This window comes from Croceicoccus bisphenolivorans, assembly GCF_001634625.1.
In the GTDB taxonomy this organism is placed as follows: domain Bacteria; phylum Pseudomonadota; class Alphaproteobacteria; order Sphingomonadales; family Sphingomonadaceae; genus Croceicoccus; species Croceicoccus bisphenolivorans.
Window position 1 is genome coordinate 117,591 of the sequence record NZ_LRSE01000003.1, and the last position, 21,062, is coordinate 138,652.

21 protein-coding genes are annotated in these 21,062 nt (G+C 64.5%); 6 read left to right on the forward strand and 15 right to left on the reverse strand.

Annotated elements, in window-relative coordinates; genetic code table 11:
• The first annotated feature begins 69 nt into the window (after window positions 1–69).
• On the forward strand, window positions 70–423 hold the full coding sequence (locus A7A77_RS03725) for a PilZ domain-containing protein (protein ID WP_066554440.1): 354 nt from the start codon (window positions 70–72) through the stop codon (window positions 421–423).
• Between the two features lie 18 nt (window positions 424–441).
• Here the strand turns inward: A7A77_RS03725 and A7A77_RS03730 are convergent, their stop codons facing one another.
• Both A7A77_RS03730 and A7A77_RS03735 read right to left on the reverse strand, forming a co-directional pair.
• The gene (locus A7A77_RS03730) at window positions 442–1,701 is read right to left on the reverse strand and encodes an SAM-dependent methyltransferase (protein ID WP_066553842.1); all 1,260 of its coding nucleotides are present in this window, start codon (window positions 1,699–1,701) and stop codon (window positions 442–444) included.
• A gap of 64 nt (window positions 1,702–1,765) precedes the next feature.
• Entirely contained in the window at window positions 1,766–3,151 is a 1,386-nt protein-coding gene (locus A7A77_RS03735; protein ID WP_066553843.1) for a cryptochrome/photolyase family protein, read from the reverse strand.
• 57 nt (window positions 3,152–3,208) lie between these two features.
• On the opposite strand from A7A77_RS03735, the gene A7A77_RS03740 reads away from it, so the two are divergent.
• Complete coding sequence (locus tag A7A77_RS03740; RefSeq protein ID WP_082835880.1) at window positions 3,209–3,979, forward strand: phosphatase PAP2 family protein; 771 nt, start codon at window positions 3,209–3,211, stop codon at window positions 3,977–3,979.
• On the opposite strand, the gene A7A77_RS03745 is transcribed toward A7A77_RS03740, so the two are convergent.
• From A7A77_RS03745 to A7A77_RS03755, 3 genes are read right to left on the reverse strand one after another with little or no spacing between them, the layout of a single operon-like run.
• On the reverse strand, window positions 3,976–4,938 hold the full coding sequence (locus A7A77_RS03745) for a metal-dependent hydrolase (protein ID WP_066553844.1): 963 nt from the start codon (window positions 4,936–4,938) through the stop codon (window positions 3,976–3,978). The genes A7A77_RS03740 and A7A77_RS03745 overlap by 4 nt on opposite strands.
• A 47-nt stretch (window positions 4,939–4,985) precedes the next feature.
• Entirely contained in the window at window positions 4,986–6,020 is a 1,035-nt protein-coding gene (locus A7A77_RS03750; protein WP_066553846.1) for a 2-oxoacid:ferredoxin oxidoreductase subunit beta, read from the reverse strand.
• Between the two features lie 11 nt (window positions 6,021–6,031).
• Window positions 6,032–7,954, reverse strand: a complete 1,923-nt coding sequence (locus A7A77_RS03755) for a 2-oxoacid:acceptor oxidoreductase subunit alpha (protein WP_156500378.1) — start codon at window positions 7,952–7,954, stop codon at window positions 6,032–6,034.
• A 185-nt stretch (window positions 7,955–8,139) separates the two neighbouring features.
• Here A7A77_RS03755 and A7A77_RS03760 point away from each other — a divergent pair, with 185 nt between their 5' ends.
• The gene (locus A7A77_RS03760) at window positions 8,140–8,622 is read left to right on the forward strand and encodes an RNA pyrophosphohydrolase (RefSeq protein ID WP_066553849.1); all 483 of its coding nucleotides are present in this window, start codon (window positions 8,140–8,142) and stop codon (window positions 8,620–8,622) included.
• Between the two features lie 41 nt (window positions 8,623–8,663).
• Here A7A77_RS03760 and A7A77_RS03765 read toward each other — a convergent pair whose 3' ends face one another.
• The 6 genes from A7A77_RS03765 to A7A77_RS03790 form a co-directional block, all read right to left on the reverse strand.
• Complete coding sequence (locus tag A7A77_RS03765; protein WP_156500380.1) at window positions 8,664–9,173, reverse strand: tetratricopeptide repeat protein; 510 nt, start codon at window positions 9,171–9,173, stop codon at window positions 8,664–8,666.
• Between the two features lie 75 nt (window positions 9,174–9,248).
• A complete protein-coding gene (locus tag A7A77_RS03770) occupies window positions 9,249–10,442 on the reverse strand; it encodes an RsmB/NOP family class I SAM-dependent RNA methyltransferase (protein ID WP_066553852.1) in 1,194 nt (397 codons plus the stop codon).
• Window positions 10,439–10,732, reverse strand: coding sequence for a hypothetical protein (locus A7A77_RS03775; RefSeq protein ID WP_066553854.1), 294 nt, complete (start codon window positions 10,730–10,732; stop codon window positions 10,439–10,441). The genes A7A77_RS03770 and A7A77_RS03775 overlap by 4 nt, the downstream gene beginning before the upstream one ends.
• Window positions 10,732–12,216 (reverse strand): IMP dehydrogenase, encoded by a 1,485-nt coding sequence (guaB, locus tag A7A77_RS03780; protein ID WP_066553856.1) that lies wholly within the window; start codon window positions 12,214–12,216, stop codon window positions 10,732–10,734. The genes A7A77_RS03775 and guaB overlap by 1 nt, the downstream gene beginning before the upstream one ends.
• A 90-nt stretch (window positions 12,217–12,306) precedes the next feature.
• Window positions 12,307–13,347, reverse strand: a complete 1,041-nt coding sequence (locus tag A7A77_RS03785; protein ID WP_066553859.1) for a M28 family peptidase — start codon at window positions 13,345–13,347, stop codon at window positions 12,307–12,309.
• A gap of 33 nt (window positions 13,348–13,380) precedes the next feature.
• A complete protein-coding gene (locus A7A77_RS03790) occupies window positions 13,381–14,166 on the reverse strand; it encodes a 3-hydroxybutyrate dehydrogenase (protein ID WP_066553861.1) in 786 nt (261 codons plus the stop codon).
• Window positions 14,167–14,237: 71 nt separating this feature from the next.
• Between A7A77_RS03790 and ypfJ the strand changes: the two genes are divergently transcribed.
• Both ypfJ and A7A77_RS03800 read left to right on the forward strand, forming a co-directional pair.
• The gene (gene ypfJ, locus A7A77_RS03795) at window positions 14,238–15,098 is read left to right on the forward strand and encodes a KPN_02809 family neutral zinc metallopeptidase (RefSeq protein ID WP_066553862.1); all 861 of its coding nucleotides are present in this window, start codon (window positions 14,238–14,240) and stop codon (window positions 15,096–15,098) included.
• Between the two features lie 170 nt (window positions 15,099–15,268).
• Window positions 15,269–15,667 (forward strand): hypothetical protein, encoded by a 399-nt coding sequence (locus A7A77_RS03800; protein WP_066553863.1) that lies wholly within the window; start codon window positions 15,269–15,271, stop codon window positions 15,665–15,667.
• A gap of 81 nt (window positions 15,668–15,748) precedes the next feature.
• Here the strand turns inward: A7A77_RS03800 and creD are convergent, their stop codons facing one another.
• The 3 genes from creD to A7A77_RS03815 all read right to left on the reverse strand — a co-directional run bounded on the left by creD (window position 15,749) and on the right by A7A77_RS03815 (window position 19,163).
• On the reverse strand, window positions 15,749–17,155 hold the full coding sequence (gene creD, locus A7A77_RS03805; RefSeq protein ID WP_066553864.1) for a cell envelope integrity protein CreD: 1,407 nt from the start codon (window positions 17,153–17,155) through the stop codon (window positions 15,749–15,751).
• An 80-nt stretch (window positions 17,156–17,235) separates the two neighbouring features.
• Window positions 17,236–18,783 carry a M56 family metallopeptidase gene (locus tag A7A77_RS03810; protein ID WP_066553866.1) on the reverse strand — a complete coding sequence of 516 codons (1,548 nt, stop codon included), beginning with the start codon at window positions 18,781–18,783 and terminating at the stop codon, window positions 17,236–17,238.
• On the reverse strand, window positions 18,780–19,163 hold the full coding sequence (locus A7A77_RS03815; RefSeq protein WP_066553869.1) for a BlaI/MecI/CopY family transcriptional regulator: 384 nt from the start codon (window positions 19,161–19,163) through the stop codon (window positions 18,780–18,782). The genes A7A77_RS03810 and A7A77_RS03815 overlap by 4 nt, the downstream gene beginning before the upstream one ends.
• A gap of 135 nt (window positions 19,164–19,298) precedes the next feature.
• Between A7A77_RS03815 and A7A77_RS03820 the strand changes: the two genes are divergently transcribed.
• Window positions 19,299–20,450, forward strand: a complete 1,152-nt coding sequence (locus A7A77_RS03820) for an alpha-hydroxy acid oxidase (RefSeq protein WP_066553871.1) — start codon at window positions 19,299–19,301, stop codon at window positions 20,448–20,450.
• On the opposite strand, the gene A7A77_RS03825 is transcribed toward A7A77_RS03820, so the two are convergent.
• Window positions 20,447–20,995 carry a hypothetical protein gene (locus A7A77_RS03825; RefSeq protein ID WP_156500386.1) on the reverse strand — a complete coding sequence of 183 codons (549 nt, stop codon included), beginning with the start codon at window positions 20,993–20,995 and terminating at the stop codon, window positions 20,447–20,449. The two genes, A7A77_RS03820 and A7A77_RS03825, sit on opposite strands and share 4 nt — an antisense overlap.
• Window positions 20,996–21,062: the final 67 nt, after the last annotated feature.

Sequence of the window (21,062 nt, forward strand, 5' to 3'; positions counted from 1 at the left end):
CAAGAACGGCCGATTCGTGCGTGAGCATGCAGTCGGCCATGGTTGTCCTCTGGTATGGGAACGAACGCCATGACCGAATTTTTCCTCTCCGACCGTTATTTCGCGGCGTCGCAGGAAGATCGCAGCTCTCCGCGTCTGCAGCTGACGATACCCGTCACGCTGCGCCCGGCCGGCGGACACGGATTTTCAAGCGAGGTGCAGGACCTGTCGCTTGGCGGCTTTTCCGCCATCTGCGTCAACCGCCTTGCCGTCGGCACGCTGTGCTGGCTCAAGCTTCCCGGCCTTGCCGCGCTGCAGTGCGAGGTGATCTGGTGGCAGAACAACCTGGTCGGCTGCGCCTTCCAGAACCTGCTTAGCCCGATCGTCTACGACGACATCGTGAACCGCTATCGCGGTGCGATGCAGAACGCGCGCAGGGTTTAAGAGTTCGCGAAGACGGCTTCAGGTCGGCTTCACCAGCGTGACCTGGTGAACGTCGATCCCTCCTCCCCTGAAGCCGCCTTCGCAATACATCAGGTAGAAACGCCATAGCCCGATGAACCGGGCATCGAACCCGCGCGGCAGCAACCCCTCGGCTGCCGCGCGGTCGAAACTTTCGCGCCATAGTTTCAGCGTTTCGGCATAGTCGATGCCGAAATCGTGCTGGTCGCGCCATTCCAGCCCGCGCTCCTGCGCCAACTTGCGAAACTCGCTGGTCCGGATCAGCAATCCGCCGGGGAAGATGAAGGTCTGGATGAAATCGGCGCTGCGGGCATAGGCGTCGAACAGGTCGTCGCGCATCGAGATATACTGGATCGCGGCCCTGCCCCCCGGTTTCAGGCAGCGGGCGATGCAATCCATGTATGTCGGCCAGTATTCGCGGCCCAATGCCTCCACCATCTCGACACTGGCGATGGCATCGTAAGTGCCGGTGGTGTCGCGGTAGTCCTGATGCCGGAAATCGACTTTCACCGCGTCGCGCGCGTTCGCTTGCCTCGAATGGGCGAGTTGTTCGTCCGACAGGCTGATCGCGGTGACATTCGCCCCGAAATCGTTCGCCATCGTGCGGGCAAGGAAGCCCCAGCCGCAGCCGATTTCCAGAACCTCGTCCCCCTTGGACAGGTCCAGCCGCTCTGCCAGCGCGCGCACCTTTTCACGCTGCGCCTGTTCCAGCGGAAGATCCGTTCCGGCGAAAAGCGCGCTGGAATAACACAGCGTCGGATCGAGCCACGGTGCGTAGAAATCGTTGCCGAGATCGTAGTGCGCGGAGATATTGGCCTTCGCCCCGCTCAGCGTATTGCGGTTCAGCCAGTGCGCCAGCCGCGATGCCCAGCGCCACGGGCCTTTCGCCCGCCCCAGTTCGCCAAGCCCGTCGGTATTGGCCATGAACAACGCGAAGATCGGCACCGGATCGGGGCTTTCCCATTCCCCCGCTTCCCAGCCGCGATAGCAGCCGACCGACCCGCCGGTGGCCAGCCGCAGCACCGCGCGCCAGTCTTTCACGGTGATGCGTGCATGAAAACCCGATCCCCTGCCGCCCAGCGTGCGGGTCGAGCCATCGGGGAAGCGCACTTCGATGGAGCCGTGATCCAGCCCTTCGTCGATACGTTCGACGATCCGGTCCACCCCGCCGGAGACGAGCCGGGCCAGCCAGCCGGTGCCGTGCTGAAAACGAAGCCCGGCATCCAGAAGATGCCGGCCGCGTGTGTGTCCCTGTCCCATCGAGTGCATTTATGCTTTGCGCAGGCGCGGCGATCAACCGGCACAGATCAAATTGCGAGACAAATCAGCCATTCGATTTGACATCACGCCACGCGGCCAACGCCCTTTCGCGCGCTTCGCGGTGGCCGATGACCTTGGCCGGATAGCTCTTGGGCCGGTGCGCATCGTCGGGATCGTGGATTTGCGCATCGGGCAGGTCGGCCAGTTCGGGCACCCATTCGCGGATATAGTCGCCCGCGTCGAATTTCTCCGACTGCGTCAGCGGAGCCATGATGCGCGGGAACATGTTGCTGTCGACGCCGGTGCCGGAAATCCACTGCCAGTTGACGCCGTTGTTGCCGTAATCGGCATCGACCAGCGTGTCCCAGAACCACTGTTCGCCATGCCGCCAGTCGATCAGCAGGTGCTTTACCAGGAAGCTGGCCGCGATCATCCGCACGCGGTTGTGCATCCAGCCGGTGGCCCACAATTGCCGCATTCCGGCATCGACGATAGGATATCCGGTGCGCCCCTGCTGCCATGCCGCCAGATCCTCTGCGATCAGGTGCCCGCGGTCGGGATTGCGCCACAGCCCTTCGCCATAATCGCGATAGCTGTGCGACGGATAATCGGGAAACTGGCAGATCACGTTCTGCGCATAATCGCGCCACAGCAGTTCCCCGCGATAGGTATCCGCGCCCTTGCCGGTATGGCGCGAAAGCCGGTCCCACACTTGCGCCGGACTGATTTCCCCGAAATGGAGATGCGGCGAGAGGCGGGAGGAACCATCGATCGACGGCATGTTCCTGTCGTCTTCATAATCCGAAACCGCGTCGGTAAATTCCTCCAGCCGGTCGTGCGCCGCCTTTTCCCCCACATCCCATGCCTTGGCGAAACCACCCGCCCAATCGGGCTTGGTGGGCAGCAGGTTCCAGTCGGCAAGCGTGTCTGACGCCGGCCAAGTATCGGGGTTCGTCAGCGAAGGTTCGTCCAGCGGTTCGCGCGCGGGCAGGCACTGGCGCGCGGCTTTCGCGAAGGGGGTGTAAATCTTGTACAGATCGCCCGACCCCGTCGTCACCGCGCCGGGCGGCAGCAGGTAATTGCCGTCATGCAGGACAAGATCGACCTCTTTCGCCAGCTTCCCCTGCGCCTTTCGCCACCATGGTTCGTAATGGCGGATGGCATGAACCTGTTCGGCACCCGCCTCCTTGGCCAGCGCGGTGATTTCCCGCACCGCATCGCCCCGGCGCAAGACCAGTTGCGACCGGTGCCGCCCCAGCGATTTTTCCAGCGATGCCAGCGAATGGTGGAGCCACCAGCGCGAAGCCCCGCCCATGCGCCGGTTGCCGGTGCTTTCATCGTCCAGCACGTAAACGGGGATCACCGGCCCTGACGACGCGGCGGCAAATAATGCGGGATGATCGGCAAGACGCAGGTCGCGCCGGAGCCAGACGATGATAGGCTTGGTCATGAAATCCCCTAGGCTTCCACCGGGAACGGATTCCCCAGTCCCAAGGTTCCATCAACCATGCACGATCCTTTGACCGACGACGGGCATCTGCCCCCCGAAACCGTGGTCCTGCCCGAACGCGGCTGGCGGATCGATCCGCGCAAGGCCCTTGCGGCCACCGCGATCTGCTGGACGGGCTTTGCCGTGATGGCGTGGCTGGTCCACCACGACATGACCGCCGCGTTCGACCGCACCGGCCTGCTGTTCTGGCGTAACGGGCCGGACAACCTGCCCATCGGATCGCCAGCCGTGCTGGAAGCGCTACGCGACATGACCGCGCTGGGCGGAACGCTGGTGCTGACGCTGGTGGTGATCGGTTCTGCCGTCGCGCTGCTGTTCCTGAAGCTTCGGCGAGAGGCATTGCTCATGGCCTTCACCGCCGCCGCCGGATCGGCCATCGAGGTCGGCATCAAGGCGCTGGTGGGACGAGCACGACCGGAAATCGTTCCGCACCTGACGGAAGCGGGCGGCAATTCCTTTCCCAGCGGGCACAGCTTCAATTCGGCGATGGTCTACCTTGCCATCGCGCTGGCCTTTGCCACGCTCAGTCGGCGCGAACCGGTTCGCCTCACCATCATCGGCTGCGCGCTGATACTGTCGGCCCTGATCGCGTTGAGCCGCGTCTGGCTGGGCGTGCACTTTCCCAGCGACGTTGCGGCAGGGTGGCTTGGCGGGGTTGGCTGGGCATTCCTTGCCTCTGTCCTGTTCTTCAACCCGGCGAAGGCTGCGGCCAAGAGCGAGACGGTGGAACACCTCGACCCGACGACACGTTCGCCCACGGTGCATTAATCGAACGCGCATGCCTCCGCCTCGTCCGGCACGGGAACCTCGACGCTGAAACGGCTGCCCGCGTCGCCGGTGAAGCGCGCATCGTGCAGGACATCGATGATCCGGCCATCCCTCTCCACCGGCTCGATATAAGGTGCGCGAGACCAGAACAGGAAGGCGGCGAGCGCCCTGTCATCGGGCGCGAACTGCGGCAATTGCAGCGGGTGAAGGCAGGACGGCCGCGGCGTCAACACCCGCGCGTCGGCATCCAGCCCGGCGGGCCAGCTCCAGCCCATCAGCGCCTTGCCCGCATAGATCACGCCATCGGCTTCGACGATGAGATCGCGCCGCCAGAACTCGATCGGCACCGGCACGGCAATCGCATCGCGCTGCGGCGCGGCTGCCCGCGCGCTGGCGGTTACGATCAGGTTCGCGTTGATATAGGCCAGCACGACCGCAAGCCCCACCAGCGCGGGCCGGCGCCACTGCGCCTTCTCCGCCTTCTCCCGCCGCAGCGAGAGCCACAGCGAACCGCCCAGCACTGCCCAGATCCAGGGATCGATGATGAAGATCGCGTCGCCATAGAACCAGCGGCTGGAAAACGGCTCCAGCAGGCGGATACCATAGGAATTCAGCCAGTCGAGCGCCGGATGGCTGAGGCAGCCGATGAGGGACAGCGCGTAAAGCCAGCCGAAATGCACCGGCAACCGGCCATCGGGCCGCGTTCCCCGCTTCGCCTGCCACTTGTCGAACCAGTAAAGGAAGCCCGCCAGCAGCAGCGGCAGCACGACCCACGCGATCGGCCCGTGCGTCAGCCCGCGCCGCATGGCGAGGCTTTCGAGGCCATAGACCACGCAGCCCGCATCGATATCCGGCAGGTTCGCCCCGAATATCAGCGCGGGCATTGCAAGCCCCGTCCGCCGCTTCAGCCCCGCCTGCCCCATTACGGCGCCGACGAGGCTGTGTGTCAGGTTATCCATGTGTGTTTTTCCGTCCTACCGCTTCGCTACTTGAGGACGGAAAACACTCAAACCGGATCCTGCGCAGTGCCGTCTACGGTCCAGGTCTGCCCCTTGGCGAGCAGAGCCGCGAGATCGGGCGACTTGCCTTCGCGCGCCTTGGCCAGGTCTTCGGCGACAACCGCGTCGTAGGCCGGACGCGGATCGTCATACAGGACGCCCAGCGCCATCGGGAACGGGCCGAACGGCAGTTCCACCAGCATGTGGGCCAGCGCGCGGTTCTTGGTGTCGTGCACCATCACACCCGCCGCTTCCCAATCGCCGTCGACTACGTCCACGACCTTCAGCGTCATGTGATCGACATCGCGGGCAAGGCCCTTGGTGCCTTTCGCAAACAGCATCGGCTGGCCGTCTTCCAGCCACAGCTGCTGGTCCTCCGCACCCTTGGGCGCGGCGAAGTCGTTGAAGACGTCCTTGTTGTAGACGATGCAGTTCTGGAAGATTTCCACGAAAGCCGCACCCTTGTGCGCGTGGGCTGCCTTCAGCACATCGGGCAGGTTCTTCGACACGTCGAAGCCGCGCGCCACGAAACGCGCGCCCGAACCCAGCGCGAATGCGCAGGGCTGCGCCGGACGGTCGACCGAACCGGCGGGGGTCGACGGGCTCTTGGTGCCGACGCGGCTGGTGGGCGAATACTGCCCCTTGGTCAGGCCGTAGATCTCGTTGTTGAACAACAGGATCTGCACGTCGAGATTGCGGCGCAGGATGTGCATCGTGTGGTTGCCGCCGATGGACATGCCATCCCCGTCGCCCGTTACCATCCAGACGTCGAGTTCCGGGTTCGCCAGCTTGATGCCGGTGACGAACGCGGGCGCACGGCCGTGGATCGTGTGGAAGCCGTAGCTTTCGACATAATAGGGGAAGCGGCTGGAACAGCCGATGCCGGACACGAACACGGTTTTGGCCGGATCGGCATTCAGCTGCGGCAGCGTGCGCTGCACCGCCTTCAGGATCGCATAGTCACCGCAACCGGGGCACCAGCGTACCTCCTGGTCGGTTTCCCAGTCCTTGAGGGTCGTCGTAACGGGGGTCATGTCGTTCATGGTTCTGACCTTCAGGGATTGATGGCTTCGGGGCTAGGAAGCTGGGTTTCGTTGACTTCGACTTCGCCGCCCTCGTTACCGGGGACGCCGTCGAAGAACTTGGCGATGGCCGCCTCGATCTCGGCAATGGCGAAAGGCTGGCCGCTGGTCTTGGTCAGCGGCTGCGCATCGACGAGATACTGGTCGCGCAGAACGGTCTTGAACTGGCCGGTGTTCATTTCGGGCACCAGCACATTGTCGAAACCCTTCAGCAGCGGGCCGAGGTTCTTTGGCAGCGGCCAGACGTTGCGGACATGGACGTGGCTGACATCAAGGCCCTTCTTGCGCGCGCGGCGCACGGCCTGATGAATCGGGCCGTAGGTCGAACCCCAGCCGACGAGAACGAGCTTGCCGGTCGTGTTGCCAAGGCAGACGTCCTGATCGGGCACGTCGATATTGTCGATCTTCGCCTTGCGCGCGTCGGTCATCGCCTGGTGGTTGGCGGGCGAATAGTCGATGTGGCCGGTGCCCTGCGCCTTCTCGATCCCGCCGATGCGGTGCATCAGGCCCGGTGTGCCCGGCTTGATCCACGGGCGCGCGCCCTTTTCGTCGCGGGCATAGGGGAGCAGGTTCTCGCCGTCGTTCTTCTCGGTCAGGAACGTCACCGGGAACGGCTTGTAACTGGCCGGATCCGGCACCTTCCACGGTTCGGCGGCGTTCGCGATATAACCGTCGGTCAGCAGCATGACCGGCGTCATGTACTGAACCGCGATGCGGCAAGCCTCGATCGCGCATTCGAACGCATCGGCGGGGCTGCGCGCGGCGATCACCGGCATCGGCGCATCGCCGTTGCGGCCATAGACCGCCTGATACAGGTCCGACTGCTCCGTCTTGGTCGGCAGGCCCGTGGAAGGGCCGCCGCGCTGCGAATTGACGATGACGAGCGGCAGTTCTGTCATGATGGCAAGGCCCATCGCCTCACCCTTCAGCGCGATGCCGGGGCCGGAGGACGAAGTGACGCCAAGCTGGCCGGCATAGGACGCGCCGATCGCCGAACAGATCGCGGCGATCTCGTCCTCTGCCTGGAAAGTCTGGACGTCGAATTCCTTGAGCCGCGCAAGGTGATGCAGGATCGCGGAGGCCGGCGTGATCGGATAGCCGCCGAAAAACATCGGCAGCTTTGCCAGCTGGGCACCGGCAACAAGGCCGAGGCTGATCGATTCGGCGCCGGTGATCGTGCGGTAGAGGCCCGGTTCGGAAGCGACCGGATCGACATGCACCTGCTTCAGCGGGCCGGAAATTTCCGCCGTCTCGCCATAGGCGTGCCCAGCGTCGAGCGCGGCGATATTCGCTTCGGCCAGTTCGGGGGCCTTGGCGAACTTGCCCTTCAGCCACTGGTGAATGGGGTCGCGCGGACGGTCGAACATCCACAGCGCAAGGCCCAGCGTCCACATGTTCTTGCAGCGCAGGGCCTCCTTGTTGCCAAGGCCGAAGGGCTTCACCGATTCCATCGTCAGCGCGCTGATGTCGAATGCCAGCACGTCCCACTTGGCAAGGCTGCCGTCTTCCAGCGGGTTGGTGTCGTATTTCGCCTTGTCGAGGTTACGCTTGGTGAATTCGCCGGTGTCGGCGATGATCAGCCCGCCCGGTTTCAGCGCGGCAAGGTTCACCTTCAGCGCGGCGGGGTTCATCGCGACCAGCACGTCCGGCGCATCGCCCGCGGTTTCGATCGCGGTGGATCCGAAATTGATCTGGAAGGCGGAGACGCCGAACAGCGTACCCTGCGGCGCGCGGATTTCCGCCGGGAAGTCGGGGAAAGTCGCAAGGTCGTTCCCCGCAAGCGCGGTCGAGAGCGTGAACTGACCGCCGGTCAGCTGCATGCCGTCGCCGGAATCGCCCGCGAACCGGACGACGACTGCTTCTGGGGCGGTGGTGTTGACTGACGCCATTTGCATTTCCTTGCCGAGGCCCCTGCCAGCGCGGCATCGGCCCGATTGTGCCGTGGCACCTAGTTTCGCCGGCGCAGGGTTTCAATTCAGAAAAACTTTGCACCCTGATATGCGAGGCTGACCAGACATGTTGCGCGGCAATTGTGCAATACCGATATGGTGATACATCCACCGCTATCAAAGGATTCCCCATGGCCGAACGCGACCCTGCCCTCTACCGCCCCTGCGCCGGGCTGATGATCGTGAACGAGGCCAGCCGCGTTTTCGTGGGCAAGCGGATCGACACGAAGGAAGGCGACTGGTGGCAGATGCCGCAGGGCGGCGTCGATCCGGGCGAGAACGCGGACGAGGCGGCATTCCGCGAACTGTACGAGGAAACGGGCATCGCGCGCGACAAGGTTGAGGTCATCGCGCGTACCGAGGAAGAACTGTTCTACGACCTGCCGGAAGAACTGAAGGGCAAGCTGTGGGGCGGGCGTTATATCGGCCAGCGCCAGAATTGGTACCTGATGCGCTTTTCCGGCAGCGATGCGGACATCGACCTCAACGCCCACGATCCGGCGGAATTCAACGAATACCGCTGGACAGAGGCCGAACTGCTGCCCGACCTCATCATCCCGTTCAAACGGCCGGTCTATTCAGCCGTTCTGGAAATCTTCCGCCCGCATCTCTGAGATATCCGGCGCTGGCGGCCTGGAATGGCCGCACAACCCGATCAATTACGGGCGGCGGGGTCTGCCATCGTCGGGCTGGCCTCTGCCGACTTGACCTGCGGCAGCGGGCCGCGAGCAATCACGCTGGCCAGTTCGCCGGCTTCTGCGCAATTGCTGCCGCACATCGACTGCAGCTTGGCAAGGTTGCGTTCCGCCTTTGCGGTCGCGCCCTTTTCCGCCATTGCCGCGCCTTCGCCCGAAATCGCGGCAAGGTTGCCGGGATCGGCTTCCTGCGCTTCGCGGAAATAGTGGATCGCGCGGCCCTGCAGCCCCTTTTCACGGGCAACATTGGCAAGCGCGATGTACACGCGCGCATCGCCGGGGGCGAGGACGAGGGCGGCTTCGAACCTGTCCGTCGCGCCATCGAAATCGCCGGAGGCCAGCGCCGTCTTGCCGGTGTTGAGAAGATCCGCAACGCGCGGATCGTTTGTGACAGGAGCCTGCCCGAAACTGGTGCTCGCGCTCACCGCAACGAAAAGCGAAATGGCGGCGGCAATGGGCATGTAGCGCATCAACAGCTCCCTGGTCCTGCTCCGACTGGCAGCAAAATTTGCTTCGTTAACAACTGCCATAACACGCTTAACCTATCAGACGGTTCCTATACGTGCGATGAAAAATCCATCGGTGCCATCCCGCGCGGGTGAAAGCCGCCAGCCGGGTCCGCGCGGTTCGCCTGTCGCAAGCTTGACAGGCAACGGTAAAAATCGCGGATTCCGTTCAAGAAAAAGGTTTACGACGTCCGCGCCCTCGGCATCGAGCAGAGAGCATGTGACGAAAACGATCCGCCCGCCGGGGCGCACCAGTTCGCCCGCGATTTCGAGCAGGCGTTGCTGCGTTGCGGCGAATCGGGCGATCTCCGATTCGCTCAATCGCCAGCGCGATTCGGGGTTGCGCCGCCACGTGCCAGTGCCCGAACAGGGCGCGTCGACCAGAACGGCATCGGCCTTGCCCTGCCACTCGCCCAGCGCTTCCAGTTCGCGGCCCGGATTGAGCAGCACGGTCCGGATCATGCTCGCACCGGCGCGTTCGGCACGCGGGGTCAGACGCTGCAGGCGATCGCGGTTGGTGTCGGCGGCGATCAGTGTGCCGCCATTCGCCATCTGCGCGGCCAGCGCCAGCGTCTTCCCGCCCGCCCCTGCGCAAAGGTCGATCACCACTTCGCCCGCCTGTGCGGCCACGGCGGCGCAGGCAAGCTGGCTGCCGCCGTCCTGCACCTCGATTGCGCCACCGGCAAAAGCATCCCAGCGTTCGACCGGCGTACCGGCGGGAAAGCGCAGGCCATTGGGCGCGGCGATCGCCTCACCCGCTTCGGGCAGGTCCAGCGTGTCGCGCGCTGTTTTCAGCGTGTTGACTCGCACGTCGAGCGGCGCACGTTCCAGCAGCGCTGCCGCCTCTTCCCCCGCCACGCCGCTGTCTGCCAGCTTCTGTTCCAGCCACGCGGGTGCGATGCCGCCTTCGGCCACAGGCTCGCCCACATCGATCGGTGCGGGGCCATAGTTCGATCCGTCGAAAAGCGCTGCCATGTCCGGCTCCACCTGCACCAGCCGCAACATCGCGGCACGGCCAGTAGCAGGAACCGGCCCGCAAGCGCGGATCGCGGCGTAGATATATTCGCGGATCGCGCGCCGGTCCTTCGATCCGGCATAGCGGCGCGCCTTCAGCCCTTCGGCCACCAGCTTGTCGGCGCTCGCGCCGCCAGAGCCGTGATTGGCCGAGCGCACGGCCGCGATCACGGTGTCGAGAATCTCGATAGCCGCCTGAATGCGCGCGGCGGGGGTCATATCTTTTTGGCGAGGCGGCGGCGGTTGGCCGATACCTTGCGGCCCAGCTGGTCCACGCTTTTCTGCGCAGCCAAAAGTCCGGTACCAAGGCCGCCGGTCATCGCCTGCCACATCAGTTCGTTGCCCGCCTGCACCTTTTCCAGCACCATGCGCTGCGCCTCTGCCTGAGAGCCCGGCGCGCCGGATATGATCATCCAGCTGCGCGACCAGATCACGAAGCAGCTTTCCGCCCAGAGCCAGTAGGCGCTGGTCGCCAGCTTCAGCGTGTCCCTTGCGGTCTTTTCAGGCATCAGCCACCGCTGGTCGGATAGTTCGGTGCCTCACGCGTGATGGCAACATCGTGAACGTGGCTTTCGCGAAGCCCTGCATTGGTGATGCGGATGAATTCCGCGTTCTTGCGCAGGGAATCGATGTCGGCGCAGCCGGTGTAACCCATCGCCGCCTTCACCCCGCCGACCAGCTGGTGGATGACGTCACGCGCCGGCCCCTTGTAGGGGACCTGCCCTTCGATGCCTTCGGGAACGAGCTTCATTTGCTCCTTCACGTCCTGCTGGAAATAACGATCGGCACTGCCGCGCGCCATCGCGCCGACGCTGCCCATGCCGCGATAGGATTTGTAGGCGCGGCCCTGATAGAGGAACGTCTCGCCCGGCGCTTCCTCGGTTCCGGCCAGCATCGATCCGACCATGATAGAGCTCGCGCCCGCCGCGATCGCCTTTGCCGCGTCACCCGAAGTGCGGATGCCGCCGTCGGCGATCACCGGCACGCCGTGCTTCTCGCCTTCCTCTGCCGATTCCATGACAGCGGTCAGCTGCGGCACGCCGACGCCAGCCACGATGCGGGTCGTGCAGATCGAACCGGGGCCGATGCCGACCTTGATGCCATCCGCGCCCGCGCCGATCAGCGCCTTCGTCGCCTCTGCCGTGGCGACGTTGCCGGCCACGACCTGTACCGAGTTCGAAAGCTTCTTCACCCGTTCGACCGAAAGCGCGACGTCCCTGTTGTGGCCGTGCGCGGTGTCGATCACGATCAGGTCGACTTCGGCATCGACCAGCGCCTCGGTCCGTTCGAAGCCCTTGTCGCCCACGGTGCTGGCCGCCGCGACGCGCAGGCGTCCCGATGCGTCCTTGGTCGAGTTGGGGTAGGTCACCGCCTTCTCGATATCCTTCACCGTGATCAGCCCGATGCAGCGATAGGCATCGTCGACCACCAGCAGCTTTTCGATCCGGCGCTGGTGCAGCTGGCGGCGCGCCTCTTCTGACGAAATCCCGGCGTGGACGGTGGCAAGGTTTTCCGCCGTCATCAATTCCTTCACCGGCTGCGCGTCATTGGCGGCAAAGCGCACGTCGCGGTTGGTGACGATGCCGCACAGCTTGCCGCCAGCTTCCACCACGGGAATGCCGGAGATGCGGTTCGCCTCCATGATCGCGCGCGCCTCGCCCAGCGTCGCGTCAGGTCCGATGGTGATCGGGTTCACCACCATGCCGCTTTCGAACCGCTTCACCTGCCGCACGGCGGCGCACTGCTGTTCGATGGTCAGGTTGCGGTGAAGCACGCCGATGCCGCCCAGCTGGGCCATCACGATGGCCATGTCCGCTTCCGTCACGGTGTCCATCGCGCTCGACACGATCGGGATGTTCAAGGAGATCGAACGCGACAGCTTCGTGCGCGTGTCGGCCTGCGAAGGGACGATCGAGCTTTCCGCCGGACGCAGCAGGACGTCGTCGAACGTCAGGCCCAGGGGGATGTCGGAAGTGGTGAAACGGTTTGCCATGGGCCCTGCTGTCGCGAAAAGAGGGAGGGATTCGTGGCGGCCCATGTAACCACCTCGTCCCTTCGCCGCTAGTGGGCGAATGCGCTTATTTCAGCCGCCCCCTGCCGGAGTGAGCGTCGCGCGGGGCATCCGGGCCGGATCGGCCACCCTTGTCACCAGCGCGGCATGGAAACGGACCATGTCCGCAGCCCCGCCCAGTTCGACGAAAGCGGCCTCGTCATCCGCACGGTGATAGCGCCCGCGCATATAGCTCGACAGGCGCTCCTTCTGGGCGAATGCCGTGCTGATCAGGACAGCGGGAATACCCTCTGCATCGAAGACCCAGCCATCCTGCCGCCGCAGGAACTTGCGGTTGCGTCCGTCGGGCGGAACGAGTTCCACGCCCTGTTCGTGCGCGGTGCCCGAAATGATGCGCATCAGCTTGTCCGTGGTGGCCGGATCGGGGGTGGCCAGCACGACCGCGGGCGCACCGGCCGGGGCAATCCCCTCTGTATCGAGGTTGAAGGCCGCGACGAAGTTTTCCAGCGGCACCGGCGGATCGGAAACGAATGCGCTGGCGCCTCGCAGCCCGTCCTCCTCGCCCCCGGTGGCCAGGAAATAGACATCGCGGTCCAGCTGCGGCCCCTGCGCCAGCGTGCGTGCGATCTCGATCAGCATGGCAAGGCCGCTGGCATTGTCGACCGCGCCGTTGCAGATCCGGTCATCCCCGTTGGCGCGGCAGCGGCTGCCGTAGCCGAGGTGGTCCCAATGCGCCATGACCAGCACCGCGCCCGCCTGCGGCTCGCTTCCGGGCAGGCGGGCGATAAAGTTGTAGGTGTCCAGCGTGCGGCCATTGCGGGAATAGGAAACCGGCTCTCGCCACGGATTGCCGGGGTCGAGCGTGCCCGAACGCAGCCCTGCCGCGCCAAAGGCCTCCTCCAGGTAAGTAAGCGTCAGGTCCTCGCCGATCGTCCCCGCCTCTCGCCCGGCAAAGGCGTCGGAGGCGAGCATGTCGACATGGGCATGCAGCGCCTGTTCCAGCGCGGAACCATCGCGCGACAGCGGCGTGACGGGCGGGGCAGCAGGGGCGCAAGCGGCCAGCAGCGCAATCGCGCCGGTCAGGATCGTCAGACGTGCCCCCGTTGCCCCCATCGCGCCCCTGTCGTTACTACTGGCCTGAAAGACCTACTGCGCGGTCCAGCCGCCGTCGGCGGAGAAGTTCGCGCCGGTGATGTTTTCGGCCACGTCGCGGCACAGGAACACGGCCAGCGCGGCCAGATCGTCCGGCTGTGTGAACTTCTTGGTCGGCTCCCGCTCCAGCAGGACCTCGTTGATCACCTCGTCGCGGGTCATCCCCCGCGCCTTCATCGTGTCGGGGATCTGGTTTTCGACCAGCGGCGTCCAGACATAGCCCGGCGACAGGCAGTTCACCGTGATGTTTTCCTGCGCCAGTTCCAGCGCCAGCGTCTTCGTCATGCCCGCCAGCGCATGCTTGGCCGAGACATAGGCGACCTTGTACGGCGATGCGGTCAGCGAATGGGCGCTGGCCGTCATGATGATCCGGCCCCAGCCCTTTTCCTTCATCTTCGGGACGGCAAGGCGGCAGGTGTGGAAACTGCTCGACAGGTTGAGCGCGATGATCTTGTCCCACTTGTCGACCGGAAATTCCTCGATCGGGGCGACATGCTGCATACCGGCATTGTTGATCAGGATGTCGACCGCGCCGAATTCGGCAAAGGCCCCCTGCATCAGTTCCTCGCACCCCTGTGCGGTGGTGAGGTCGGTGTTGATATAGACCGCCTTGCCGCCGCTCGCTTCCTCCAGCGACTTGCGCTCTTTCTCGATCTCGTCAGCATCGCCAAAGCCGTTGATAACGATGTTCGCCCCTTCGGCGGCGAGCGCCTTGGCATATGCGAGGCCGATGCCGGAAGTCGATCCGGTGATAAGCGCAGTCTTGCCGGTAAGGAACATTTGCGTCTCCTTCAGGTTTGTCGGAAAGGTGGGTCGGTCGTGTCTTTGGCCGGATATATGGAGGACAAACGATGCGGCTCAATGATTTTTCCAAGAATATTCGCGTAAACGATCAGCGGGGCCAAGGCGGACTGGGGGGCGGCGCCGGCGGAAAGCTGGGCTGCGGCGCTGTCGTGATCGCGATTCTGGGCGCGGTCGTCTTCGGCATCGACCCGATGACGACGCTGGGCACGATCGATCAGGTGCAGCAGCAAACCGGCAGCGGACAGGGGCAAGCGAGCGGCCGCACGGTGGAGGAATCCTGCTCGGTCAACCAGTACAGCCGCGAGACTTGCTCGGCCCTTTCCTCTCTGGACGAGACGTGGGCACCGCTGTTCGCCGCGGCCAATATCGATTTCGAGCAGCCGACACTGAACTTCTACGACGGGACGGGCCGTTCGGGCTGCGGCGCGGCGCAGGCGGCGATGGGCCCGTTCTATTGCCCGACCGATCAGGGCATCTACATCGACACCAGCTTCTACGACCAGCTTGACAGGCAGCTTGGCGCAGGCGGCGACTTTGCGCGCGCCTATGTCATCGGCCACGAATACGGCCACCATGTCCAGACGCTGACGGGCACCAGCAACTGGGTGCGCCAGATGCAGCAGCAGAACCCAAGGCAAGCCAACCAGCTACAGGTACGCATGGAGCTTCAGGCGGATTGCTACGCGGGCGTCTGGGCGGCAAAGAACCCGCAGCTGATCGAACCGGGCGATATCGAGGAAGGCCTCACCGCGGCGAGCGCCATCGGCGACGACAAACTGACGCAAGGCCGCGTGTCCCCCGACAACTTCACCCACGGCACCAGCCAGCAGCGCATGCAATGGCTGCAAAAGGGCCTGCGCACGGGTGACGAGGACCAGTGCGATACCTTCGCGGATGTGCGGCGGTGATGGCGGGCTGGCGCTGACCGTCCCCACACTTCGTCATTCCCGCGCAGGCGGGAATCCAGTGCGGAGCCGCTGTCGGTGTACCTGGATCCCCGCCTGCGCGGGATGACGGACGGGTTATAGCGGCTTGCGACCCGATTGCGGACATTGGTCAATCAGCCGATAACGCGTTGATGCATATTGAAGCCAAGTATCTTCGCACCCTCGAATTTGCCTATTGCGCAACAGTGGGTCTGTGGCTCGTCCCGCAAAGCAAAATGGGTTTTTATGAGGGGCCACTCCCGCCTATCGTAGATGCCTTCAGCGGTCTTGTTATCCTCGCGATGCTTCTATTGATCTTGAAGAACGCGCTATTCCGAGATGCTAAGCGGTGGGGATTGATCTTGATGGCCGCAACGATTGCAGCTTTCGGCATTTTTTCGAAATCTTTTGAACATCTCGTCTACACTGGCATGGATTACAAACTACCCTACGTTCTGTTCAGCTACATCCAGCCGTTCATTGCGATTTTCGGCTGGTTCATTGCTTGGGCAAGCTGGAGTGAAAAGCGACGCATCCGAAATCCAAACTAGCGTCAGCTTACCACCCAATTGCTGACAAAAAGGGCCGCGACCCAAACCGGATCGCGGCCCCTTCCTTGGCATCAGGCCAGATCAGCCCTCGACGTCAGCCGCCCGCCCCAGCCCCTGCCAGTCGACGTTGCGCGTCGCGTACATCACGCCGGCCAGCGCGAAGAACAGCAGGATCGAACCGATCAGCAGGCTCCACGCCTCAAGGCTGAGTAGCACGAACAGCAGCGCGTAAAGGCCGACGAGCAGCGCGCCGATCACTTTCGCCCGGCCCCAGCTTTTCAGCACCGCCGCGCTGTATGCGGTGACAAGGCCGATGATCGCAACGCTCGCCACGCCATAGGCGGCGGCAAATCCGATCACTTCGGAAAACGCCAGCAACAGCACGAAGAACAGCACCAGCCCCGCGCCGGTCAGCAGATATTCGGGACCGGACACGCTTGCGCCCGCGACGATGTCGAACATCAGGAAGGCCAGGAAGGTGAACCCGATGATCAGGAACCCGTATTTCACCGAACGGTCGATGCGGCTGTAGAGGTCCACCGGCTCCACCATCGCGACGCTGGCCACCATGCTCGGCCCGCCGGCACCGCCGCGATCCATCATCGCCGTTTCCACATAGACGCCGGGGCCGCTGACGATCGGCTGCGCGTAATCCTGCGTCGTCACCAGCCCCTGCCCCAGCGCGAGGTCGGGGACGGAGAATTCGGCGCTGAAGCCGTCCTCCCCGATCTCGCTGGTCGATGGCAGGAAGCTGCCCGCAAAGCTGGGGTGCGGCCATGCCGACTTCACGTGCCAGCGGGTATCGCCGCCGCGCGGGATCAGCGAAAGGTTCTCGCTGCCGCGAAGGTCGTAGGACCACGCGACGGGCAGCGTGCCCTCCCCGTTCCACGAAAGCGGCGCGAAGAAACCGGATCGGCCGGTCGATTCCAGCCCCCCGCCGGGCCGCGCGGCCAGCGCCTTGCCGCTCGCGACGACCTTGCTTGCGCTTTCCATCCCGCGCGGATCGGACACTCCGAAATGCAGTTCCGCACGATCAAGCATCAGCGCACCGGCATCGATATCCAGCCGGTCGAGATCGTCTTCCGGCACCACGAAACTGGCCTTGCCCGCGATCTTGGCGCGATAGATCACGGATTCGTAAATCGATTTCTGGCGCCGTTCCGGATCGAGGCTGGTCGTCACTTCCTGCGCCTTGGGCGAAATGAAAAGTTCGCGGGTGACGCGGCGGACTTTCTGGACCTGTTTGCCGTCCACCACCTCGGTCTCCGTCACGTTGACGGCATAGGGCACGACCAGCACCGGACCGGTGACGGTCTGCGCCCCGCCCCAGCCGCGCGTTATCGTGCCGCGCGCGGTGTTCGACTGTTCCTGCCGGTCCCACACAAGGGCGTAGACCATGAACAGCGGCACCGCGAGCGCGGCGGCCACCAGAACAGCGAACAAGAGCTTGATTCCCGGCGATCTAGTCCGCCGGTGCGAAATTTCCATGACGATTCTCCCCAGATGATCGCTGCGCCGAACCGTGCAAATACAGCGATGAATGGAGAGTTAATCGATGCGCGGCGGGTTCAGTTTCCGGCCAGTTCGGCGCGCAATTCTTCCAGCTCGCCATCGAGTTCGGCCAGCACTTCGCTGCGCACTACGGCAGACAGGCTTGCGTCGCCCGCCAGCGCCGCGCGCGCCTTTTCGATGCCGCGTATCGCGCCCTGAATCGCGTCCCGCTCGATCCGGCCTTCGTCGATCACCATTTCGCGCACCATCGCCCGCTCGCCACCTTCGGCGTGGCGGAAGATGCGGACGGTGCGGACCTTGCCGTCGGCGGAGACCTTTTCCTCGACTTCCGGCACGTCGGTCAGGGCAAGGACCTTCATCTTGTGGACTCTCTCCACTTTTTCCATCGCGCGCTCGTGCTCCGCATGCGCACGCTCGATCTCTGCGCCCGCGCGTTCGATTTCAGCCTCGGCGCGCTTCAGTTCCGCTTCGATCCTGGCCTGTTCCTCGGGCGGGAGTTCCTCGCCGTCGGAATGCCATTCGAAATCGCCGCCCTCTCCATCCTTCACGATCATGTGAATCTTCGCCGCGTCTGCCGCTTCGGCTACGCTGGAGGCAGGCACATCCGTAGTGCCGACAGCAGAGGGCTCGGCCTCTGCATAAGACACGCTGGCCGTGGCGGATAGCGCGGCAAGGCCTGCGGTGCCGACAAGCAGCAGGCCGGTGCGGTGGCGGCGGGTGGTGGTATTCATGCCAAGGCTCCTCAAGCGGTGGACAATGGCCTTTTCGCCCAACACCGGTCCGATTTCGCGGAAACCGGCCATGGGCGCGGCCAGCATGAGACGGGGCGCTGTGCTTTGCTCGCGGCTGCACGCGGCGATGACTTCGCCATAACGGGCACGGTCTTCGCTGGTACGGCCAGCCATGACGCGGGCATCACAGGCCGCTTCCTGATCGCGCCGCATCGCTCGCCAGCCGATCCACGCCAACGGGTTGAACCAGTGCAGCGCCAGCAGCGGCTGGGCGGCAAGGTTGGCAATCAGGTCCTGCCCGCGGTGGTGCGCAATCTCGTGCGCAATGGCGAAGTCGCGGGCGGCCACGTCCTCGCTCGCCATGAAGCCCGGCGGGAGCGCGATCACGCGGCGGCGCACACCGAACGCTACCGGTGCGGAAACGGCCGGGGTCTCGACCAGCCGGATCGAACCGGCATCCCCCACCGGCCATGCACCGTCCGTCAGGTGCCGCGTCATCGCGCGATAACAGGCGATGCGCCAGCCAAGGAACAGCACCGCGCCGACCAGCCAGACCGCGATGGCCGCGTTCATCACCATCGCGAAGGTAACAAGCGGCTCTGCCACGGAAGTGTCCGCCACCACCGGCAGCGACGCCGGATCGACCGTCAGGGCGGAACCGGAAACTTCCGCAGGCCGCATCCACGCCGGCAACACGATCGGCGGCAGCACGAAACGCATGAGCGGCAGCAGCCACAGCGCATAGGCCGTGCGCGCGCCGAACACCCGCGCCACCGGCCTGCGCAGCACCAGCACCGCCGCGATCAGCGCGCCGGTATATAGCGCGGTATCGACCGCCCAGCCGGATACGACAGCGAACCAGTCCCCGGTCATTTCCGCAGCTCCTTCAACAGGGTCTCGATCTCGTTCAGGTCGCGCTCGGTCAGTTCCTCGGCCTCGGCCAGATGGGCAACCAGCGATGCCGCGCGCCCGCCGAACAGCCGGTCGAGCAGGCGGCGCGATTCCTGACCCACGAAGTCGGCCCGCGCGATCAGCGGCGAATAGAGAAACCGCCGTCCGTCAGGCTGTGCCACAATGGCATTCTTGGCGGTAAGGCGCGAAAGCAGGGTCTTTACCGTGGCAAGGCTCCACCCCCGATCTGCCCCCACGGCATCCGCGACTTCGGCGGCGGTCAGCGGCGATCGGGTCCACAATGCCTCCATCACCGCCTGCTCGGCGTCGGAAATGCGTTCGGGTGCGGCGGGCTTGTCCATGGGGTTTCCGGTTTTTGCGCGACTAACGATTACAGACGTAAACGATATGACTACATCTGTAAACACAGCGGTGGCGGCAATCGACGAACGACCAACTTGTGCCGACCGGCGTCGTGGCGCAGACTGCGCGCCATCATGCGGCTGACCGATTGTCACAACATCGCGGACATGCGCCTTCTGGCGAAGCGCCGCCTGCCGTGGCCGGTGTTCGATTATATCGACGGCGCGGCAGACGACGAGATCACGAAGGCGCGCAATACTTCCGCATTCGACGATGTCGACCTGGTGCCGAACGTGCTGTCCGGGGTCGGCACAGTCGATCCGTCCTGCACGATCATGGGGCGCAAGAGCGCGCTGCCGCTCGTCCTCTCACCCACCGCGCTGCAGCGCGTGTTCCATTACCAGGGCGAACGCGCCGTCGCCCGCGCGGCGGAAAAGTTCGGGCTGTGGTTCGGCATTTCCAGCCTTGCCACCGTTTCGATCGAGGAGATCGCCGCCCTCGTCTCCACGCCCAAGCTGTTCCAGCTCTACGTCCACAAGGACAAGGGGCTGAATGCCAGCATGATAGAGCGGTGCAAGGCCGCGAAATTCGATGCCATCGCGCTGACGGTGGACACCAGCGTTTCGGGTAATCGGGAACGGTGCCAGCGTTCGGGTTTCACAACGCCGCCGCGCTTCACCGCTTCGTCCCTGCTCAGCTATGCCACCCGCCCGCGCTGGGGGCTGGACTATGTGCTGCGCGAAAAGTTCGCCCTGCCCAACCTCGACACCCATGTCGTTGAAGGGACGGGCAAGTCCGTGTCTATCGCCGAATACTTCAACACCATGCTCGACGGGGCGATGGACTGGGACACGGCGGCGCGCATCCGGCAGGACTGGGGCGGCACGTTCGCGCTGAAGGGGGTGATGAGCGCCGCCGACGCGCGCCGCGCGGTGGAGATCGGGGCCGACGCGATCTGGATATCGAACCACGGCGGACGGCAGCTTGACGGCAGCCGCGCGCCTTTCGACCAGATCGCCGAAATCGTCGACGCCGTAGGCGGAGAGATCGAGGTGATCTGCGACGGCGGCATCCGGCGCGGCACCCACGTATTGAAAGCCCTGTGCGAAGGGGCAAGCGCGGCATCTGGCGGTCGGCTCTACCTCTATGCGCTGGCCGCCGCCGGGCAGGCCGGGGTGGAACGCGCGCTCACCCTGATGAAGAACGAGATCGAACGCGGCATGAACCTGATGGGCGTGGAGCGCATCGACGAACTGGACCGGTCTCGCCTGCGTTACCGGCGTTAACCGGGCCGCGGGCCGGGTTCGATGCCTTCCCTCGCCCGGCGCACGCGCACCGCGCACTGATTGGCCAAAATCGCGAAATCGCGCTTGTCCTTGAAGGTATGGGCGGAAACCTGCAGCTTCTTGCCTGACTTCGACTTCAGCGTCATCGCATCGTCACCCATGATACGGAACCGCTTGATCTCTGCCACTTCGTCCCAGCGCATGGCCTTGTCCGCGATCATCGCAAATCCGCCGACGACGATGCGCCTGTCCTCGACCCGCACGAACGGGTGGTTGCCGCGCAGCAGGCCCAGCAGGATGAAACTGCCCGCGCCGATACCGATCGCTGCGCCGATGGCGAACAGGATTCGCCAGCCCCAGACCGGCAGGTGATAGCCGGTGGCGAACTTGCGGATCACGATTTCGGTGCCCTGTTCGGTCGTCAGCGCATAGAGAAACATGACCCCGATGCCAAACGCGACCAGGATCACGACGATCACCTGATAAAGCGGCTGTTCCCCCATGCGAAACCGCAACGACCCGTCCGGCCGGACTTCGTGCGCCATGTCCCGTTCCCCACATAACCGGTTTGCAGCACAGACTAGTTCGCGCCGGTTAAACCGACAATAACAC

Bases quoted from the DNA above. Each gene is read 5' to 3' on its own strand.
- creD (WP_066553864.1), bottom strand. From the start codon at position 17,155: ATGGAAATTTCGCACCGGCGGACTAGATCGCCGGGAATCAAGCTCTTG.
- A7A77_RS03800 (WP_066553863.1), top strand. From the start codon at position 15,269: ATGCATATTGAAGCCAAGTATCTTCGCACCCTCGAATTTGCCTATTGC.
- A7A77_RS03770 (WP_066553852.1), bottom strand. From the start codon at position 10,442: ATGACCCCCGCCGCGCGCATTCAGGCGGCTATCGAGATTCTCGACACC.
- A7A77_RS03750 (WP_066553846.1), bottom strand. From the start codon at position 6,020: ATGAACGACATGACCCCCGTTACGACGACCCTCAAGGACTGGGAAACC.
- A7A77_RS03810 (WP_066553866.1), bottom strand. From the start codon at position 18,783: ATGACCGGGGACTGGTTCGCTGTCGTATCCGGCTGGGCGGTCGATACC.
- A7A77_RS03790 (WP_066553861.1), bottom strand. From the start codon at position 14,166: ATGTTCCTTACCGGCAAGACTGCGCTTATCACCGGATCGACTTCCGGC.
- A7A77_RS03765 (WP_156500380.1), bottom strand. From the start codon at position 9,173: ATGCGCTACATGCCCATTGCCGCCGCCATTTCGCTTTTCGTTGCGGTG.
- A7A77_RS03815 (WP_066553869.1), bottom strand. From the start codon at position 19,163: ATGGACAAGCCCGCCGCACCCGAACGCATTTCCGACGCCGAGCAGGCG.
- A7A77_RS03820 (WP_066553871.1), top strand. From the start codon at position 19,299: ATGCGGCTGACCGATTGTCACAACATCGCGGACATGCGCCTTCTGGCG.
- A7A77_RS03740 (WP_082835880.1), top strand. From the start codon at position 3,209: ATGCACGATCCTTTGACCGACGACGGGCATCTGCCCCCCGAAACCGTG.
- A7A77_RS03760 (WP_066553849.1), top strand. From the start codon at position 8,140: ATGGCCGAACGCGACCCTGCCCTCTACCGCCCCTGCGCCGGGCTGATG.
- A7A77_RS03730 (WP_066553842.1), bottom strand. From the start codon at position 1,701: ATGGGACAGGGACACACACGCGGCCGGCATCTTCTGGATGCCGGGCTT.
- ypfJ (WP_066553862.1), top strand. From the start codon at position 14,238: ATGCGGCTCAATGATTTTTCCAAGAATATTCGCGTAAACGATCAGCGG.
- A7A77_RS03725 (WP_066554440.1), top strand. From the start codon at position 70: ATGACCGAATTTTTCCTCTCCGACCGTTATTTCGCGGCGTCGCAGGAA.
- A7A77_RS03735 (WP_066553843.1), bottom strand. From the start codon at position 3,151: ATGACCAAGCCTATCATCGTCTGGCTCCGGCGCGACCTGCGTCTTGCC.
- A7A77_RS03775 (WP_066553854.1), bottom strand. From the start codon at position 10,732: ATGCCTGAAAAGACCGCAAGGGACACGCTGAAGCTGGCGACCAGCGCC.
- A7A77_RS03745 (WP_066553844.1), bottom strand. From the start codon at position 4,938: ATGGATAACCTGACACACAGCCTCGTCGGCGCCGTAATGGGGCAGGCG.
- A7A77_RS03825 (WP_156500386.1), bottom strand. From the start codon at position 20,995: ATGGCGCACGAAGTCCGGCCGGACGGGTCGTTGCGGTTTCGCATGGGG.
- guaB (WP_066553856.1), bottom strand. From the start codon at position 12,216: ATGGCAAACCGTTTCACCACTTCCGACATCCCCCTGGGCCTGACGTTC.
- A7A77_RS03755 (WP_156500378.1), bottom strand. From the start codon at position 7,954: ATGCAAATGGCGTCAGTCAACACCACCGCCCCAGAAGCAGTCGTCGTC.
- A7A77_RS03785 (WP_066553859.1), bottom strand. From the start codon at position 13,347: ATGGGGGCAACGGGGGCACGTCTGACGATCCTGACCGGCGCGATTGCG.